Source organism: Propionibacterium ruminifibrarum, from assembly GCF_900289195.1.
Taxonomy (GTDB): domain Bacteria; phylum Actinomycetota; class Actinomycetes; order Propionibacteriales; family Propionibacteriaceae; genus Propionibacterium; species Propionibacterium ruminifibrarum.
The window spans coordinates 376,426-393,947 of record NZ_OMOH01000001.1 but is presented as its reverse complement, the minus strand read 5'-3'; the positions used below and the strand labels follow the sequence as shown (position 1 = coordinate 393,947).

At 71.2% G+C, this 17,522-nt stretch carries 13 protein-coding genes and 1 pseudogene; 10 read left to right on the top strand and 4 right to left on the bottom strand.

Annotated elements, in window-relative coordinates; genetic code table 11:
* The first annotated feature begins 5 nt into the window (after positions 1–5).
* Both PROPJV5_RS01730 and lysX read left to right on the top strand, forming a co-directional pair.
* Positions 6–1,166: an alpha/beta hydrolase gene (locus tag PROPJV5_RS01730; RefSeq protein ID WP_182858523.1), complete on the top strand. Its 1,161-nt coding sequence runs from the start codon at positions 6–8 to the stop codon at positions 1,164–1,166.
* Positions 1,163–4,471 carry a bifunctional lysylphosphatidylglycerol synthetase/lysine--tRNA ligase LysX gene (gene lysX / locus PROPJV5_RS01725; RefSeq protein ID WP_119714591.1) on the top strand — a complete coding sequence of 1,103 codons (3,309 nt, stop codon included), beginning with the start codon at positions 1,163–1,165 and terminating at the stop codon, positions 4,469–4,471. Before PROPJV5_RS01730 ends, lysX begins: the two co-directional genes overlap by 4 nt.
* An 84-nt stretch (positions 4,472–4,555) precedes the next feature.
* Here lysX and PROPJV5_RS01720 read toward each other — a convergent pair whose 3' ends face one another.
* A complete protein-coding gene (locus PROPJV5_RS01720; protein WP_119714590.1) occupies positions 4,556–5,542 on the bottom strand; it encodes an iron-siderophore ABC transporter substrate-binding protein in 987 nt (328 codons plus the stop codon).
* A gap of 234 nt (positions 5,543–5,776) precedes the next feature.
* Here PROPJV5_RS01720 and PROPJV5_RS01715 point away from each other — a divergent pair, with 234 nt between their 5' ends.
* The 3 genes from PROPJV5_RS01715 to PROPJV5_RS01705 are packed head-to-tail and all read left to right on the top strand — an operon-like array spanning position 5,777 to position 8,615.
* Entirely contained in the window at positions 5,777–6,841 is a 1,065-nt protein-coding gene (locus PROPJV5_RS01715; RefSeq protein WP_220474289.1) for an iron chelate uptake ABC transporter family permease subunit, read from the top strand.
* Positions 6,838–7,818, top strand: coding sequence for a FecCD family ABC transporter permease (locus PROPJV5_RS01710; protein ID WP_239018349.1), 981 nt, complete (start codon positions 6,838–6,840; stop codon positions 7,816–7,818). Before PROPJV5_RS01715 ends, PROPJV5_RS01710 begins: the two co-directional genes overlap by 4 nt.
* On the top strand, positions 7,791–8,615 hold the full coding sequence (locus PROPJV5_RS01705) for an ABC transporter ATP-binding protein (protein WP_239018348.1): 825 nt from the start codon (positions 7,791–7,793) through the stop codon (positions 8,613–8,615). The genes PROPJV5_RS01710 and PROPJV5_RS01705 overlap by 28 nt, the downstream gene beginning before the upstream one ends.
* A gap of 52 nt (positions 8,616–8,667) precedes the next feature.
* Here the strand turns inward: PROPJV5_RS01705 and PROPJV5_RS01700 are convergent, their stop codons facing one another.
* Together PROPJV5_RS01700 and PROPJV5_RS01695 are read right to left on the bottom strand one after the other, a co-directional pair.
* On the bottom strand, positions 8,668–9,516 hold the full coding sequence (locus PROPJV5_RS01700; protein WP_119714588.1) for an HAD hydrolase family protein: 849 nt from the start codon (positions 9,514–9,516) through the stop codon (positions 8,668–8,670).
* A gap of 2 nt (positions 9,517–9,518) precedes the next feature.
* The gene (locus PROPJV5_RS01695; protein ID WP_420812705.1) at positions 9,519–10,496 is read right to left on the bottom strand and encodes a hypothetical protein; all 978 of its coding nucleotides are present in this window, start codon (positions 10,494–10,496) and stop codon (positions 9,519–9,521) included.
* Positions 10,497–10,668: 172 nt separating this feature from the next.
* Here PROPJV5_RS01695 and PROPJV5_RS01690 point away from each other — a divergent pair.
* From PROPJV5_RS01690 to PROPJV5_RS01670, 5 genes and pseudogenes are all read left to right on the top strand, one after another.
* Positions 10,669–11,715, top strand: a pseudogene (locus PROPJV5_RS01690) (AAA family ATPase); the annotation flags it as partial.
* A 51-nt stretch (positions 11,716–11,766) separates the two neighbouring features.
* Positions 11,767–12,819 carry a DUF58 domain-containing protein gene (locus tag PROPJV5_RS01685; protein ID WP_420812707.1) on the top strand — a complete coding sequence of 351 codons (1,053 nt, stop codon included), beginning with the start codon at positions 11,767–11,769 and terminating at the stop codon, positions 12,817–12,819.
* A complete protein-coding gene (locus tag PROPJV5_RS01680) occupies positions 12,816–13,787 on the top strand; it encodes a VWA domain-containing protein (protein WP_239018346.1) in 972 nt (323 codons plus the stop codon). The genes PROPJV5_RS01685 and PROPJV5_RS01680 overlap by 4 nt, the downstream gene beginning before the upstream one ends.
* Positions 13,787–14,743, top strand: a complete 957-nt coding sequence (locus PROPJV5_RS01675) for a VWA domain-containing protein (protein WP_119714675.1) — start codon at positions 13,787–13,789, stop codon at positions 14,741–14,743. The genes PROPJV5_RS01680 and PROPJV5_RS01675 overlap by 1 nt, the downstream gene beginning before the upstream one ends.
* 6 nt (positions 14,744–14,749) lie before the next feature.
* Positions 14,750–15,505, top strand: a complete 756-nt coding sequence (locus tag PROPJV5_RS01670; protein ID WP_119714585.1) for a YggS family pyridoxal phosphate-dependent enzyme — start codon at positions 14,750–14,752, stop codon at positions 15,503–15,505.
* A gap of 10 nt (positions 15,506–15,515) precedes the next feature.
* Here the strand turns inward: PROPJV5_RS01670 and PROPJV5_RS01665 are convergent, their stop codons facing one another.
* Complete coding sequence (locus PROPJV5_RS01665) at positions 15,516–17,492, bottom strand: S9 family peptidase (RefSeq protein ID WP_147385313.1); 1,977 nt, start codon at positions 17,490–17,492, stop codon at positions 15,516–15,518.
* Positions 17,493–17,522 lie beyond the last annotated feature (30 nt).

Sequence of the window (17,522 nt, the reverse complement as noted above, 5' to 3'; positions counted from 1 at the left end):
ATGCAATGCCTCAATGGTTGGAACTCGGCAGCCCGGTGCCCGTCGGGGTGGCTGCCGCCGCGCTGATCGCGGTGCTGGTCTGGGTACTCATCCGGGTGCCCCTGCGGCCCGCTGTGAAACCCTGGCGGGCGGTCGTGCGCCAGGTCGTGGGGGTGCTGTCCAGCATCCTGCTGAGCATCCTCGTCCTGGCTCTCGGCCTCAACGCGACGCAGGGCTGGTACCCCACATGGGCGAGCCTGGCGGGGGCCGGTGAGGTCGTCGACGTCTCGACCTCCGGCCGGGTGGAGGCCGAGTCGACGACGACGGCGCCCTGGGCCACTGGACAGCCCAGCGCCCTGCAGGAGGATCCCAGGCAGAACCCCGCGTTCGGCTCCCAGGACTGGAGCGACCCGGACCGGAGCCGCTATCTCACCGTCACCATCCCGGGGCAGCAGGGACAGGCCGGGCACCAGGCCCTGGTGTGGCTGCCGGCCAGCTATCTGTCCCACCCCGAGCGGTTCTACCCGGTGGTACTCGCCTTCGCCGGCGTGCCCGGATCGATCTCCACCTACCAGGAGGGGGACATGGCGATCGGGCAGCGCATCGAGGACCTGGTCGGGGAGCAGAAGATGCGCGAGGCCATCGTCGTGGTGCCCGACGTCTTCCCCGGCAACCTCGACACCGAGTGCGTGGACGCCTCCGACGGCAGCGTCCGCACCGAGAGCTGGGTGACGTCGAGCATCGTGCCGTGGATCACGGCCAATCTGCGAGCGGTCGCCGACCGGCAGGGCTGGGCCACCCTGGGGCTGAGCGCCGGCGGCTGGTGCTCGACGATGCTCACCATGCGTCATCCCGAGCTGTTCGGCCACTCCGTCTCCATGGCGGGCTACTTCCGGCCCTTCTTCGTCGGCGAGGCCTACCGTCCCGAGGACGACGCAGAGTACGACCTGGCGCGCATAGCCGAGCAGGACGCGCCCGACGTGCGGCTGTGGGCCTGGACGGCCATGGACGACGAGATGCCCTATACCGAGCTGAGGCGTTTCGAGCCGCACGTCAAGGCCCCGACGTCGCTGACCACCACACTGCTGGAGAGCGGCGGGCACGCCCCGTCGGTGTGGGCATCGGGGCTGCCGGTCGGGCTCTCCTGGCTGGGCGAGTCCTCGCAGTTCTCCTGGGTGGCGGCATGAGGGCCCTGCGGCGGCAGCGGGCCGCGAACGCGCTCAGCTGGATCTACGCGATCGGCACCGTCTGCGCCTTGGTGCTGTGGTGCAGGTACCGGCTTCTGCACCGCGACGAGGCGCCGTGGTGGGTGGACTTCGCCATCGCGCTGCTGAACCTGCCGGTGGGGGCGTCACTGGTCTCGGTGGCGCTCATGGCGGTCATCACCCACGGCCTGGTGCACCGCAAGCGACTGGCCCTGCTGCTGGTGCTGCTGTTCCAGCTGCTGGGCGTCCTGCGGGCGATCACGATCCTCGTGCTGATGATCTGGTTCAGGGACTCCGTGGAGATCACCGCCGGAACCGTGGAGGGCCCCGCGGAGACCTCGGTGCTCTTCGTGCCGACCCTGGTGCTGGCCGTCGTCCTGGTGGCCGTCTCGGTGGCGGCCTGCGCCCTGGTGATCTGGCTGTGGCCGGCGTTCCCGGCACGCTTCGCGCCGGGCTCGTGGCTGCGTGCCGTCCTCGTGCTGCTGTGCGGCGGGCTGCTCGCCACGGCGGTGGCCCACCTGCTCGTCCTGCTGCGCGACGACTCCGGCGAGCCATGGCGACAGACCCTTGCCGTGCTCGCGAGATCGGTCGACATCACCCTGCCGCCGGCCTGGCAGGGCACCCAGGTCGGTGGCGTCGTACCCTTCATCACCTCGCTCATCCTCGGCGCCTCGGTGATCGGGGCGGTCGTCGTCTTCATCCGGACGGCGCGTCCGGCGGGCTCCTGGGAGCCGGGCAACGAACTGCACCTGCGGAGGCTGCTGCTCGATCACGGTGAGGACGACTCGCTGGGCTATGTGAGCACCCGCCGCGAGCGGCTGCTGTACTTCGACGAGTCACGGCGGGCCGCGATCGGCTACCAGGTCTTCGGCGGGGTGGCGCTGGCCTCCGGCGACCCGATCGGCGACCCAACGTGCTGGGGGAGGACGATCGAATCCTGGCACGCCGAGAGCCGCCGCTACGGCTGGACTCCCGCCGTGCTGGCGTGCAGCGAGGCCGGCGCAAGGGCCTACGCCCTCGCTCTCGGTTTCACCGTACTGCGTCTGGGCGACGAGGCCGTCCTCGACACCGCAGCCTTCCAGCTCAACAGCACCGCGATGGGCGAGGTGCGTCGCGCCTGGGCCCGGGCCAGACGCGACGGACTGCGCGCCGTCATCGGTTTCCAGGGCGAGCTGGCCCCCGAGCAGATCGACGAGGTGAGGGCGCTGGCCGAACGCTGGCGCGGCGACGAGACCGAGCGCGGCTACTCGATGGAACTCGGACGCCTCGGCGACGAGGCCGACCCCCGCATCGTGGTGGCCACGGTGCGGGACGAGTCCGACCGCCCGCTGGCCATGATGACCTTCCTGCCCTGGGGCCGCTACGGGCTCTCACTGGACCTCATGCGGCGCGACCCGCAGGCCCCCAACGGGGTCAACGAGTTCCTGCTCGCCGAGCTCATGGTCTGGGGCAAGGGGCATGCCATCCGCCGGGTCTCGCTGAACTTCGCGTTCCTGCGCCACGTCTTCGCCCAGGCCGAGGACGTGGCCGCGGCGCCGATCAACCGGGCGGGCTCGAGGATGCTGGGCGCCCTGGACCGGTTCTGGCAGATCCAGCGTTTGTACCGTTCCAACGCGAAGTACCGTCCCGAGTGGCGGCCGCGTTACCTGGTGCTGCCCACCCCGCTGACGGCGCCTCAGGTCGTCGGGGCCGCCATGCTGGCCGAGGGCTTCCTGCCGGACCTGTTCTGGCTGCACCGGGGCGCGCCGTCGTCCGCGACACTGGGGCCGGCGGAGCTGGCCGAGCTGAGGGAACTCACCGAGGCGCGGCCCCCCGAGATCGACACGGTGCGCCGCAGCGACCAGTCCCGGCAGCGGCTCGCACACCTGGAGGCGCTGCGCGCCGTCGGCGAGCCGGGCTACCCGGTCGGGAACCGGAACGCCGTGTGGCTGCGCGACCTGCCGGCCGATGCCGCAGTCGACCCCGGTGTCGAGATCGTCGGCCGGGTGCGGGCCGTCCGCCACCACGGCGGGGTCTGCTTCGTCGACCTGGTCGACGCCGGGGCATCGCACCAGCTCGTCCTCGAGGCCGACGTCCTGGGTCGCGCCGAGGTGGCGAGGGCCGCGCGGCTCCTCGACCGCGGCGACCTGGTGGGCGTGCACGCCGCCGCGGGACGGTCCCGCAACGGGACCCCGTCGCTGCTCGTGAGTTCGTGGCAGGTGCTGGCGAAGGCCCTGCAGCCGATCCCCTGGGGAGGTTTCGACGACCCCCGGGCGAGGGTGCGCAACCGCTGTCTCGACCTCATCGTCCACCCCGACCAGCTGGAACTGCTGGCCGCCCGCAGCCGGGCCATCGCCGCGGTGCGGGGCTGCCTGTCCGAGGCCGGCTTCCACGAGGTCGAGACCCCGATGCTCAACACGGTGCACGGCGGCGCGAGCGCCCGCCCCTTCCGTACCCACATCAACGCCTACGACACCGACCTGGTGCTGCGCATAGCCCCGGAGTTGGCGTTGAAGAGGCTCGTGGTGGCCGGTTTCGGGGCGGTCTTCGAGATCGGGAAGAACTTCCGCAACGAGGGCGCGGACTCCTCCCACAACCCGGAGTTCACCGTGGTGGAGGCATACCAGCCCTTTGCCGACTACATCGACATGCTGCTGCTGACCCAGCGCATCATCCAGCGGGCCGCGGCGGCCGTGCACGGCCGCGAGGCGATGCCGCTGCCCGGCGCCGACGGGGCGATGCGGCTCACCGACATCTCGGGCCAGTGGCCCCGGGCGAGGGTGTGCGACGCCGTCTCGCAGGCGCTCGGCCGTGAGGTCTCGTTGAGCACCGATCTGGGTGAGCTGGTCGACCTGGCACACGCCCACGGCATCGAGACCGGAGCGACCTGGGGGCCGGGGAGGGTGCTGGAGGAGCTCTACGGCGAACTGGTGGAGCCGATGACCGTGATGCCCACCTTCTACCTCGACTTCCCGGCCGAGACCTCGCCGCTGACCGCGCCCCACCGCAGCGAGCCCGGGCTGGTGGAGCGCTGGGACCTGGTCGCCGGCGGCATGGAGCTGGGCACCGCCTACTCCGAGCTCGCCGATCCGCTCGTGCAGCGCAGCCGCCTGGTCGAGCAGTCCTGGCAGGCCGCCCAGGGGGATCCGGAGGCCATGGAGGTCGACGAGGAGTTCCTCGCCGCCCTCGAACTCGGCATGCCCCCCACGGGCGGGCTGGGGATCGGCCTGGACAGGCTGGTGATGGCGCTCACCGGCGCCACGATCCGCCAGGTGCTGAGCTTCCCCTTCGTCCGGCCCCAGCGCTGAGCGGGCGACGGCAGGGTCCCCGCCGTCAGGGGCCTCCGCGCGCCCGCCATGGTTGCGCGGAAGCCCCCTGATGACCCGGCACCGTCAGGAGGCGAGCGCCTCGCTGATCCTGGGGGTCAGGTTCTCCAGCGCGTACTCGATCGAGCCGACGGTGCCGAGGGAGAAGGCGCTGGACAGGTCGCCGTCTACGACCACGGCACGGCCGTCCCGCACGGCCGGGATCGCCTGCCACGCGGCGTCACCGGTGAGCCGGCTGGTCTCGACGTAGATCGGGAAGGCGACGATCAGGTCGGCGTCCAGGGAGCCCAGCTGTTCCGTCGACAGCTCCACGGAGAAGCCGGTGCTGGCGGTGGGCATCGCGGCGATGGCCGGGTTCTGCGTGAAACCGAGCTGCTCGAGCAGCCCCAGACGGGTGTCGCCGTCGATGTAGGCGCCCCAGCCGGTGCTGGTGAGGGCGGCCACCGACACGGTCTTGCCCTGCCAGTCGGCGTTCGCGGCGTCACCGATGGCCTGGTCGAGCTCGGACTGCAGCTGCCGGCCCTTCTCGGGCACGCCGAGGGCCGCCGCGATGGTCGACAGCTGCTTCTCGGTGCTCGTCAGGTAGTTGAGCGAGTCGGCATCGGGGACGCCGACGGTGGTGGCGATCTGGGAGAGCCGGTCGTACCGGTCCTGGTCGCCGGAACTCTTGACGTCCAGGATCAGGTCGGGTTCGAGCGCGGCGACCTGCTCGTAGGACAGCTCGGTGGTGCCCAGGATGGTGGGGCTGGTCGTGTACTGGCCGCTGGCCCAGGGGCCTACGCCGTCGCCGCCGAAGGCGAGCCAGTCGGAGGCGCCGACCGGCTCGTACCCGAGGGACAGGACCGTCTCGGCGTCGCCCCAGCCGAGGGCGACGATGCGTTGCGGGGTGGACTCGATCGTCACATCGCCGAAATGGGTCTGGACGGTCGCGGGGAAGGAGCCCGCCGACGACTGGCCGGAGGACTGGGAGTCGGAGGATGACGTGCCGCTGCAGGCGGTGAGGAGGCCTGTGAGCAGCACCATCACCGCAGCGAGGACGCGGAAGTGTTTCATGGGGTTCCTTCGTTCGAGTGATCGGTACCCGGGCTTGGCCGTGCGCCCGCCGGGTGCGTGCGGTTCGGACCCGGACGGTCTGACCGCGTCGGCCCGTCCGGCCCCTCAATCCTTGATGCATTGCGGCCGGATGTAAAGCCAAGGCTGTCCTTTGTAGGATTCTGTACGGTTGGGAGGTTCGACACCCCTGGGCGCAGGCGTCGGAGGTGTCAGGCGCAGGAGAGGAGCGACCGGGTGGAGACGACGCTGCGCCGCGCCCCCGCGGGGGGCCACCGGGCGAGTGCCCCCGCACGAAGGATCACCGGTCTGGCGGCGGGGCTCGTCGCCCTCGTGGCGATGATCCTGGCCAGTTTCCTCATCGGCTCGCAGCCCATCGCCCCGGACGACATCGGCGCGGGACTGTCCGCCTACCTGGGGCTGGACTCCGGCCGGGACGTGGCGCCCGACGTGGTGAACATCGCCGGCCTGCGCTTGGTGCGCACCCTGCTCGGGCTGCTCGTCGGGGCCGGGCTGGGGGCCGCCGGGGCCCTGATCCAGGCCATCACCCGCAATCCCGTCGCCGAACCCGGCGTGCTCGGCATCAACGCGGGCGCCTCGTTCGCCGTCGCCCTGGCCATCTCGCTCGGCGGGGTGGGCTCGCCAGGCGGCCAGGTGGCCTTCGCCGCCGTGGGCGCCCTGGCCGCCACCGGCATCGTCCTGCTCGTCGGGCACGGCACGGGATCCACCGCGGACCCGGCGCGCCTCACCCTCGTCGGAGTGGCCTTCGGCGCCATCCTGTCCGGTGTCGTCAAGGCGCTCGAGTTGCTCGATCCGGCCGGGTTCACGGCCATGCTCGCCTGGGAGTCCGGCTCGTTCGAACAGCGCGACATGGGTGTCGTCGCGGCCTGCGCGCCGGTGGTCATCGCCGGGCTGGTCGCGGCCTGCGGGCTGTCGGGCCGGCTCAACGCGCTGGCCCTGGGCGACGACCTCGCCACCGCGCTCGGCGCCAATCTGGTGCTGGTCCGGGCCGCCGCCATCGTCACCATCGCGGCGCTCGCCGGCGGCGCCGCGGCCATGGCCGGGCCCATCATGTTCGTCGGCCTCATGGTGCCGCACATCGTGCGCTGGTTCACCGGGCCCGACTACCGCTGGATCATCGCCTACGGCATCGTCGCCGGGCCCGTGCTCATGCTCGCGGCCGACGTTGTCGCCCGGGTGGCGGTCTGGCCCGGCGAGATGCCGGTGGGCATCACCACATCGTTCATCGGGGCGCCCGTGCTCATCTGGCTGGTGCGCCGGGCGAAGGCGGTGGCGCTGTGAACGCCCGGCGTGCTCGCGGGGTCGGCGTCCTGGTCGGCCTGGTCGTCGTGGTCGTCCTGCTCGGGCTGGCCGCCCTCTCGCTCGGGGACTACCCGCTGAGCCTGCCGCAGGTCGTGCGGGCCCTGGTCACCGGCGACGGCTTCGCGGGGACGATCGTGCGCGACTGGCGCGCACCGCGCGTCGTGGCCGCGATCTGCTTCGGCGCCGCGCTGGCGCTGTCCGGAGCAGTCTTCCAGTCGCTGACCGACAACCCGCTCGGCTCACCGGACGTCATCGGTTTCACCACCGGCTCCTACACGGGCGTCATCGTCGCCGTCGCGGTACTCGGCGCCGGGACCGGTGAGACGACGGTGGGGGCGCTCGCCGGCGGTGTCGTGACGGCCCTCGGCGTCTATCTGCTCGCCTACCGGCGCGGTATCCAGGGTCACCGGCTCATCATCGTCGGCGTCGGTGTCACAGCCATGCTGACCGCCTTCAACAGCTGGCTCCTGCTGCGCACGAGAACCGAGCTGGCCATGACGATCTCGATCTGGGGTGCCGGCTCGCTCGATCTCATCGAATGGTCCACGCTGGTGCCCGCACTGGCCGTGCTGCTGGCCGGCACGGCCGGTCTCGCCGTGCTCACGCCGCACCTGCGCCAGCTCGAGCTCGGTGACGACGCCGCCGCGGCCCACGGCGTGCGGCTGGAGGCCAGCCGGCTCGCCCTCATCGTCGTCGGCATGATCCTCATCGCCGCCGCCACCGCGGTGAGCGGGCCGATCGGTTTCGTGTCGCTCGCCTGCCCGCAGATCGCCCGCCGGCTCCGTGCCGGGGCCGGGCTGCCGCTGGTCGACACGGCGCTCGTCGGCTCGGTCGTCCTGCTCACCGCCGACCTCGTCGCCCAGTACGCCCTGCCGGTGGTGGTTCCGGCCGGCGTCATCACCATCGTCTTCGGAGGGGGATACCTGCTGTGGATGCTCATCGCCCGGAACACCTGACCGAGGCGCCGGCGGCCGGCTCCCGGCTGAGCGCCAAGGACCTGACCCTCGCCTACGACAGGCACGAGATCTGCCGCGGGCTGAGCCTGGACATCCCGGACGGCTCGTTCACCGTCATCGTCGGGCCAAACGGCTGCGGCAAGTCGACTCTGCTGCGCTCGCTGGCCCGGCTGCTCGTGCCCCGGGCCGGCGCCGTCCTGCTGGACGGCCGCTCGCTGCGCCAGGTCGCGCCGAGGACCGCCGCCCAGACCATCGGCCTGCTGCCGCAGGGCGCCACCGCTCCGGACGGCATCACCGTCGCCGACCTGGTGGCCCGGGGCAGGTTCCCGCACCGCCGGCTGCTGCGTGACACGCGCGCCACCGACCGTGCCGCGGTCGAGGGGGCGATGCGCGCCACCGGCACCACGGAACTGGCCGATCGCGCCGTCAACGAGCTGTCCGGAGGCCAGCGCCAGCGCGTCTGGGTGGCCATGGCCCTCGCCCAGGAGACACCCATGCTGCTCCTGGACGAACCCACCACCTACCTCGACATCGCCCACCAGATCGATCTGCTCGAACTCTTCGCCGGCCTCAACCGGCAGGGCAGGACGATGGTGGCGGTGCTCCACGACCTCAACCAGGCCGCCCGCTACGGGACACACCTCGTGGCGATGAGGGACGGCGCCATCGTCGCCCAGGGCGCCCCGGCCGAGGTCGTCACGCCGCAGACCGTCGAGGACGTCTTCGGGCTGGAGGTGCTCGTCGTCGACGACCCGGTGACCGGCACGCCGATGATCGTGCCACGGGGCAGGACCTGAAGGCCGCCGTGCCGGGCGTTCGCTGCCGGGCCGGCCGGGGCGTGGCGAGCGCTCAGAGCCGGTCGAGCACCTCGCGTTCGACGACCGCCCCGACCGCGCCCTCGGTGTTCGCCCCGGCGATCGGGTAGCGCCCGTCCCGCAGGCTCAGGTGCGCGTTGGCCATGACATAGGGGCGTCCGACCAGGTCGAGCATGTCGACGTCGTTCGGCATGTCGCCGAAGGCCATCGCCTCCGAGGGGTCCACGCCCATGCGGGCCAGCACGTCGGTGAGCATCGCGGCCTTGCTGACCCCCGGCGCGCTGCACTCGATGAGGCCCTGCTCGCGCATCATCGAGAAGGTCACGGTGATGCGGTCACCGGCGATGTCCCGTGCGGTGTCGGCCAGGGCCTCGGTGTTGGTGCCGGGGGAGATGACGAGCACCTTCACCGCGGCGTCGATCCCGAGCAGTTCGTCCAGCGGGGCGATGCTCGCCGGGCGGACACGTCCCTCGGCGAGCAGGGTCTCGTACCGCGGGTCGGTGCCCCACTCGGCGTGTACGTACTCGACGGCGAAGCAGACGTCGGGCACGCGGGCCGCCAGTTCCGCCGCGAAGTCGAGGGTGTCGGTGACGTCGAGGTCGTGGTGGTCGAGCACCCGGCGGCGGGCCAGGTCGTACAGGACGGCGCCATTGGTAGAGATGACCACCGGTTCGATGTCGGCAAGCGGGTCGAGGACGTCGACCCAGCGGGGCGGGCGGCCGGTGGCGAAGACGATGCCGACACCGGCCTGCGCGGCACGGCGGAACGCCCCGACGCTGCGCGGGTGCAGTTCGCCGGCGCTCTTGAGGAAGGTGCCGTCCAGGTCGGTGGCTATCGCCCGGACCGGCCGGTCATCAGCGGCACGTGGGGAACGCTCGGTCATGACTACAGTCTCGTCTGCTGCTGGGTGGGCTCGTCGGTCGACGTGGCAGTGCCCGAACCGGAGACGTTCATCGACGGGGTCTTCGTTGGTGAGCCGTCATCGCCGGGGGTGTCGGAGCTGCCTGCGCCGGCGGACGAATCGGACTCGCTGGGCGAGCCGGAGCTGGACGAGTCGGACTCGCTGGGCGAGCCGGAGGCGGACGAGTCGGACTCGCTCGGTGAACCGGACCCGGACGAGTCGGACTCGCTCGACTCGGAGGAGGAACTGGCCGAACCGGTCACCGGGGCGTCCGGGGACTCCGGCGGCTGGTTCTGGAACAGCAGCACCGTGATGAGCAGGGCGGTCGTCGCGAGGAGGATCATGAGCAGCCAGCTGGCCAGCACCGGCACCCAGCCGGCACGGTCGCGCCGCCCCGGCCAGGGCAGCGGCCACAGCCGCCAGGCGCCGGGACGCGTGTCGGACGACCAGGGGATCGAGAAGCCCGGGCCGCGGCTGGTACCCAGCTGCGGGCTGGCCGACAGGTCCACGCTGCGCAGCAGCCTGTCCGCCTCGGCGAGGGCGTGCGTCGAACCGTCCCACACGAGCGCGACCCAGGGGGCCAGCGGCGCGTGGTCGGGCCCCACCGGGTCGTCGTCCTCGCTGCGGAACAAATGGCCGAGGCGGCCCTCGTCCTGATCCTGGCCGCCGCGGGCGACGACGGTGTCGGCGCTCATCTTGTTGACCTCGCCGGCCAGTCGGTCGCGGGCCGCCGCGTCGCCGGCTGCGCCGGCCGCGAGGATGATCAGCATCACCTGGTGCTCGGTGTCGGCGTGCGCCAGGTAGGCGACGCCGGCCTCGGTGGCGGTCAGTCGCGCGTCGATCCAGAAATCACCGATCTTCGGCGGATCGGCGGGCAACAGGGGGAAGGCCTCGACGCTCATCGGCGCCGTGGTCTGCTGCGCGCTCACGGGCTCACCCGGTGCTGACTGGTCCTCGGACATCGCGCACCATCTCACCACAAAACGCCCGCGCATCGAAGCGGCGTTGCCGTCGCCGCGGCGGCGGTCGCCCGGTGGGTGCCGCGCCTTTCAGGTTGCGGTACGGGTCGTGCGGACCGGGAAAAAGACGAGGCGGCCAGATGGGGCGGGGTAAGGTGGCCCCCGACGCCCCGAGGTGCACCGCACCCCCGTAGCGAACTGTTTCAGGAGACGACGCGTGAGTGAACAGACCCAGGCCCCCTCGAGCGCCGAAGAGACGGCGACGCTTCTCGGCCGAGCCATCAGCCAGGTCCAGCAGGTGATCGTGGGCCAGGAGCACATGGTCGAGCAGCTCATGGTCGGCCTGCTCGCCAGGGGACACATCCTGCTCGAAGGCGTGCCCGGAACCGCCAAGACGCTGGCCGTGCGCACCTTCGCCACCGTCGTCGGCGGCACCTTCTCCCGCGTGCAGTTCACCCCCGACCTGGTGCCCTCCGACATCGTCGGTACGCGCGTCTACCAGGCGAGCAGGGAGATCTTCGACGTCGAACTCGGCCCGGTCTTCACCAACTTCGTCCTCGCTGACGAGATCAACCGGGCCCCGGCCAAGGTGCAGGCCGCCATGCTCGAGCTCATGGCCGAGAAGCAGGTCTCGATCGCCGGGACGACGTACCCCATGAAGGACCCCTTCATCGTCATCGCCACCGAGAACCCCGTCGAGTCCGAGGGCGTCTACCCGCTGCCCGAGGCGCAGCGGGACCGCTTCCTGCTCAAGGTCGACGTGCCCTATCCCAAGGGCAACGAGGAACTCGAGATCCTGCGCCGCATGTCGGTCAAGGCCCCGGTGGCCACCCAGATCCTCAACCCCGAGCTCACCAAGTCGCTGCAGGACCAGGCGTCGAACGTCTTCGTCCACAACCTCGTGGCCGAGTACATCGTCCGCCTGGTCCTGGCCACCCGCAACCCGGCCGACTTCAACATGCCCGACCTGGCGCAGGTCATCTCCATCGGCTGCTCCTCGCGGGCCACCCTGGGGCTGGTCTCCGCCGCCCGGGCCGTCGCCCTCATCCACGGGCGCGACTACGTGCTGCCCACTGATGTCCAGGCGATCGCCCCCGACGTCATGTCCCACCGCATCGTGCTGAGCTTCGACGCCATCGCCGACAACGTCAGCGCCGGTCAGGTCGTCGAGCGCATCCTCGCGATGGTGCCCGCACCCACCCCGGTCTGGAACAACAAGCAGGCCGTCGTCCCGGGAGGCCGCTGAGCAGTGGCCTCATCCGCACCACAGTTCCTGCCGCCGCAGCCGGGCGCCCAGGCGCCCTCGCGGCAGAGCGCAGCAGTGCTCTCGGTCGTCAGGGAACCAGGCGGCCCGACCCTGTCACTACGGCACCTGGCGCCCGAGGCCGCCCTGCGGCGCCTGGAGCTGACGATCGTCCGCCGGCTCGACGGCTACCTTCAGGGCGACCACCTGGGATTGATGCCGGGGCCGGGTTCGGACCTGAACGACGCACGCCAGTACGTCCCCGGCCAGGACGACGTGCGCCGCATGGACTGGGCCGTCACCGCGCGGACCACCGTGCCGCACGTGCGCGACACCATCGCCGACCGTGAACTCGAGGTCTGGGCGCTGCTCGACGCCACCCCGTCGATGAACTGGGGCACCGGCGCCGTCACCAAACGAGACCTGGGCATCGCCGCGGTGGCCACCTTCGGGTTCGTCTCGCAGAAGATGGGTGACCGGTTCGGCGGCATGATGCTGCACGGCGACGGCGTGACCCGCATGCCGGCTCGTTCGGGGCGCAACGCCCTGTACGCTCTGCTCAGGAAGATGCTCGAGGACCCGATCGAGACGGACCGGCCCAAGGGCGAGTACGACCTGGCCGAGGGCATCGAGGCCATGGTCCGTACCCAGCAGCGCCGCGGCCTGCGCGTCGTCGTCTCGGACTTCCTCACCGCCGGCGACTCAGAGATCAGCCACACCCGCCCGCCCGCCTGGGAACGCCCGCTGCGTCGCCTCGGGGTGCGCAACCAGGTCATCTGCGTCGAGGTCATCGACGCCGCCGAGGTCGAGTTCCCGAACCTCGGCGAGGTGCTCGTGCGCGACCCGGAGTCGGACTTCTCACGTTTCATCAACACGGGCGACGCCAGGGCCCGCCGGGCGGTCGACGCGGCGACGAGGGCACAGCGCGAACGCACCGCCGCAGCGATCCGCCGCGCCGGCGCGGGACACGTCGTGCTGCGCACCGACCGGGACTGGGTGTCCGACATCGCCCGCTTCGTGCTGACCTACCGCCGGACCGCGGCGGTGATCTCACAGCCGCAGAGGGCAGGGGGCGCAACGTGACGACGACGCACGTGCTGCTGTGGGACTTCTCCCAGCCGGGGCGGCTGTGGGCGCTGCTCATCATCCCGGCGCTCCTCATCGCCTACATCATCGTCATGCAGTTCTCGAAGAACCGGGGCATCAGGTACACCAACACCGGCATCGTCGGCGCCGTCGTGCCCCGCCAACGCCAGTGGCACCGCCACGTCTGCGTGGCCCTGACCCTCTGCTCGCTGGCGACGATCACCGGCGCCTGGGCCACGCCGGTCGGGGACACCCGGGTGCCCCGTGAGCGGGCGACCATCGTGCTGGTGCTCGACGTCTCCCAGTCGATGATGGCCACCGACATCTCCCCGAGCCGGTTCGAGGCGGAGAAGAGTTCCGCCGTGAGTTTCGTGTCGAGCCTGCCGGCCGCCTACAACGTCTCCCTCGTGACCCTGTCGGGGCACCCGAACACACTCGTGCCGCCGACCGTCGACAGGGGGGTGCTCACCCAGGCGATCAACTCGCTGACCCTCCAGGACGGCACAGCCATCGCCGACTCGATCACCGACGGACTGGCCGCACTCCAGCAGGCCCCCGTCAGTGACGACGGCACCCAGGCCCCCGGCCTCATGGTGCTGCTCTCGGACGGTTCGGAGACCTCCGGCGGCGACCCACTGGCCGCGGCGCAGCAGGCCGCCGACGCCTCCGTCCCGATCTACACGATCGCCTTCGGCACCCAGAACGGCTACGTCGACCTGGACGGCGAACGCTACAACGTCGCCCCGGACACGAATCTGCTCGCACAGATCGCCTCCACCACCGGCGGCAAGGCGCTCGACGCGTCCAGCGCAGGCGAACTCAACGACGTCTACAAGGACCTCAGCTCCGACATGGGCTACGAGACGCAGAAGACCGAGGTGACCGCCCAGTGGGTGCTCGTCTCGCTCATGTTCGGTGTCGTCGCGGCCTTCGGCGCCGTGGGCATGGCCGTGAGGTGGTCGTGATGGTCGTGATGCTCAGCTTCATGAGCCCGCAGCGGCTGTGGTGGCTCGTCGTCCCAGCGATCGTCGCGGTGCTCTACGCGCTGCTGCTGATCCGCCGCAGCTCGGGCGAGGCCGCGAACAGTCTGCTGTCCTCGATCCTGCCGAAGGACACGAAGATCAAGCGTCACGTCGCCGTCGGCGCAGCGATCATGTCACTGGTGGCGCTCGTCATCGCCTACGCCCAGCCGCAGGCCATGACGCGGGTGCCGCGCGACCGAGCCACCGTCGTCGTCGTGATCGACGTGTCGCGCTCGATGATGGCCACCGACGTGAGTCCGACGAGGCTCGACGCGGCGAAGGAGGGCGCCAAGGAGTTCGTCGACTCCCTGCCCGAGAGCTTCAACGTGGCCCTCGTCGCCTTCGCCGCCACCGCCGACATCAAGATGCCGCCCACGACCGACCGGTCGGCGCTCAACAACGCGATCGACGCCCTCGAACTGGCCCCGTCGACGGCCATCGGCGAGAGCATCTACACGGCCCTCGACGCCCTCAAGCTGGCGCCCGAGGACCCGGACCACCCGGACGAGACGGCGCCCGGCGCGATCGTCCTGCTCTCCGACGGCGCCACCAACATGGGCCGTTCCTCCACCGAGGCCGCCACCGAGGCGAAGAACCAGGACGTGCCGGTCTACACGATCGCCTACGGGACCTCCGGCGGCTACGTCTACGAGAACGGCCGGCGCCAGTCGGTGGCCGTCGATCACGCGGAGCTGTCCGAGGTCGCCAAGGCCTCGGGGGGTAAGAAGTACTCGGCCGACTCGCTGAGCAGCCTGCAGGCCGTGTACGAGACCATCTCGCACCAGATCGGCTACGTGGAGGAGTACCACGAGATCACGGCACGGTTCGCGGGGATCGCGCTGATCTTCGCCGTCCTCGCCTCGGCGGGCGTCATATCCTTGGCTGCACGGTGGCCATGATGACGGATGACTGAGGTGAGTTCGGTGGACGAGGGCGAGGATGCGGTCCGGGAACGCGTTCGTCGGGTCTGGGATCGCATCGGCGCGGCCTGCGAGGCGGCCGGGCGCGACCGTGACGAGGTGCGGCTCATGCCGGTTAGCAAGCTGCACACCGTCCAGGAGATCCGCGCCGTCCACGCCGCACTGGCCGAGGCGAGCGGGGACGCCGGGCGGCGTGCCTTCGGGGAGAACCGCGTGCAGGAGATCGTCGCCAAGACCGGGCAGATCGCACCCGACGAGGGCATCGACTTCACCCTCATCGGCCATCTGCAGACCAACAAGGTCAACACCGTGGTTCCCCTCATCACCGAGTTCCAAGGGCTCGACTCCCTCAGACTGGCCGCCAGGCTCGACCGCAGGCTCACCGAACTGGGCCGCACCCTCGACGTGCTCGTCGAGGTCAACACATCGGGTGAGCCCGCCAAGCACGGCGTCGCGCTCGACGAGGCCTTCGGTTTCTGCGAGGCCCTCGCCGACTACGAGACCCTCGACGTGAAGGGCCTCATGACGGTGGCCGTGAACAGCCCCGACGAGCAACGCGTCGCGGCCTGCTTCGACGCGCTCGTCGACCTGCGCGACCGGCTGCGCGGACAGGCGATGCTGGGCTCGACCTGGTGCGAGTTGTCGATGGGCATGAGTGGCGACTTCCCGCTGGCCATCGCCCACGGCGCCACGACGGTGCGCATCGGCACCGCCCTGTTCGGCCCCCGGCCCGCCCCCTGATCCGTCGAGGTCACCAGGCGTCGAGGTTCTCGATCCGCAGTGCCTCGACGTCGTCGGCGGGCTGGAAGCCGAACAGCTGGGCGTAGAAGCTCAGCTGGCACTCCAGGACCCGACGGTTCGTGGCCGGCAGTCGGAAACCATGCCCCTCGCCGGCGAAGGTCACCAACGCCACCGGCAGTCCCCGAGAACCGATCGCCTCGGCCAGCGCCCGCGACTGGTTCGGCGGGACGATCGGGTCGTCGGTGCCCTGGAAGATGAGCATCGGCGTGTCGAGCTCGTCGAGATGGTTGATGGGGGAACGGTCCTCGTACACCGCCCGTGCCTGCGGCCACGGCCCCAGCAGGCCGTCGTTGTAGCGGGCCTCGAACTTGTGGGTGTCCGCCTGCAGGGCGACCAGGTCGGCGACCCCGTAGCGGGAGACCCCCGCCGAGAACAGCGCCGACCGTTCGAGGGCGCGCAGCACGGTGAACCCGCCGGCGCTGCCGCCCGTGATGACGATCTGCTCCATGTCACCCAGGGCGGCGCTCATGGCGTACCGGGCGGCGTCGACGCAGTCATCAACGTCGACGATGCCCCACTGGCCGCGCAGGCGTTCCCGGAAGGCGCGTCCGAAGCCGGCCGAACCGGAATAGTTGACCGCCATGACGGCGAAACCACGGCTGGTCCAGAACTGTGTCGCGATCGAGTAGTCGTTGACCGCCATGCCCGTCGGGCCGCCGTGGACGGTGATGATGAGCGGCGGCAGCGTGCCGGCCGGGGCCCGCCAGGCCGGGTTCCGCGGCGCCCAGTAGAAGCACTGGAACCGGCCGTGGCGGTTCTCCTCGACGACGTGGGACACGCCCACGCTGGTCAGTGCGGGATCGGGCGTGGTGCCGGGGCAGTGGACGACCCCCAGCCCGGCTGCCACGTCGACGATGGCCGGTGGCGCGTCGACCCGGTGGACGAGCGCGAGGACGCGCCCGCCGGTTGCGGTGATCTGCTCGAGGTCGGCGACCTGGGCGAGCCGTTCAACCGGTCCGCCGGTCAGGGGACACCGGGCGAGCTGTGCGGCGCCGTCGACGTAGAGCGCGAACCAGACCTGCCCCTCGTGGACGGCGTAGGCGCTGCGCGCCAGCTGCCAGACGGGCAGGTCGGCGTCGTGGGCCTCGGTGAACACCGGCTGAGGGGCACGGCGCCGGTCGCCCGTCCAGCGCTGCAGGTTCCAGTAGCCGCTCGCATCACTCATGAACAGCAGCGACCCGTCAGGCGCCCAGCTCGGGTGCTGCACCGCGGTGCCCTCCGCCGGCTCCTCGCTGAACCCGTCGACGAGGACCTGCTCACCGGTCAGACGCAGCCCGCCCTCGTCGTCCCTGTCGAGCCGGGCGACGACCAGCCGGGCGGCATCCCACGGCATGGCCGGCTGGTCCCAGCAGATCCAGGCGCAGGCGCCGTCGGAGCGCACGGCGGGATCGGCGTAGAAGTCGTGCCCCGAGGCCAGGACCACGCCCTCACCCGGTTCCGCACCGGGCCAGGGCAGGGCGACGAGGGTCGTGGTGACGTGCCCAGGGTCGGTGTGGTCCTCACGGACGGCCAGGACCGCGCCGAAGGCAGCGCAGGGCGCGAAGGCGGCGAACCGCATGGGGCAGTCCGCCGGTGTCAGCGGCGCCGGGTCGTGACCGTCGACGAGACCGAACACCCGCCCCGACGTCGCATCGGTCCACACGACGACGCCGTCGGCGGCGGCCCAGGACCCGCCGCCGTACTCGTTGACCCGTGCCCGCACGCTGGTCGGCGCCGACGTCAGCTCGGTGACCGTGTCGCCGTCGAGGCGCACCAGGGTCATGCGGGAGTCCTCGTCCGGGCGGGACTCGAGCCAGTACGCGTTGTCGCCGTCGCCCCCGAGTTCACGCACCGTGACGCCCGCGGCCAGGACGTCGTCCAGTCCGATGGGGGAGGTCCATGATCCATAGGGGGCGGTCGTCACGTCGCCAGTGCCCGGTGAACTCATGGGCACAAGCGTACGCAGCAGCGCAGACCA

Coding starts and splice junctions, on each gene's coding strand:
- PROPJV5_RS01670 (WP_119714585.1), top strand. CDS start 14,750: ATGACTGAGGTGAGTTCGGTGGACGAGGGCGAGGATGCGGTCCGGGAA.
- PROPJV5_RS01700 (WP_119714588.1), bottom strand. CDS start 9,516: ATGACCGAGCGTTCCCCACGTGCCGCTGATGACCGGCCGGTCCGGGCG.
- PROPJV5_RS01665 (WP_147385313.1), bottom strand. CDS start 17,492: ATGAGTTCACCGGGCACTGGCGACGTGACGACCGCCCCCTATGGATCA.
- PROPJV5_RS01720 (WP_119714590.1), bottom strand. CDS start 5,542: ATGAAACACTTCCGCGTCCTCGCTGCGGTGATGGTGCTGCTCACAGGC.
- PROPJV5_RS01675 (WP_119714675.1), top strand. CDS start 13,787: ATGGTCGTGATGCTCAGCTTCATGAGCCCGCAGCGGCTGTGGTGGCTC.
- PROPJV5_RS01695 (WP_420812705.1), bottom strand. CDS start 10,496: ATGTCCGAGGACCAGTCAGCACCGGGTGAGCCCGTGAGCGCGCAGCAG.
- lysX (WP_119714591.1), top strand. CDS start 1,163: ATGAGGGCCCTGCGGCGGCAGCGGGCCGCGAACGCGCTCAGCTGGATC.
- PROPJV5_RS01730 (WP_182858523.1), top strand. CDS start 6: ATGCCTCAATGGTTGGAACTCGGCAGCCCGGTGCCCGTCGGGGTGGCT.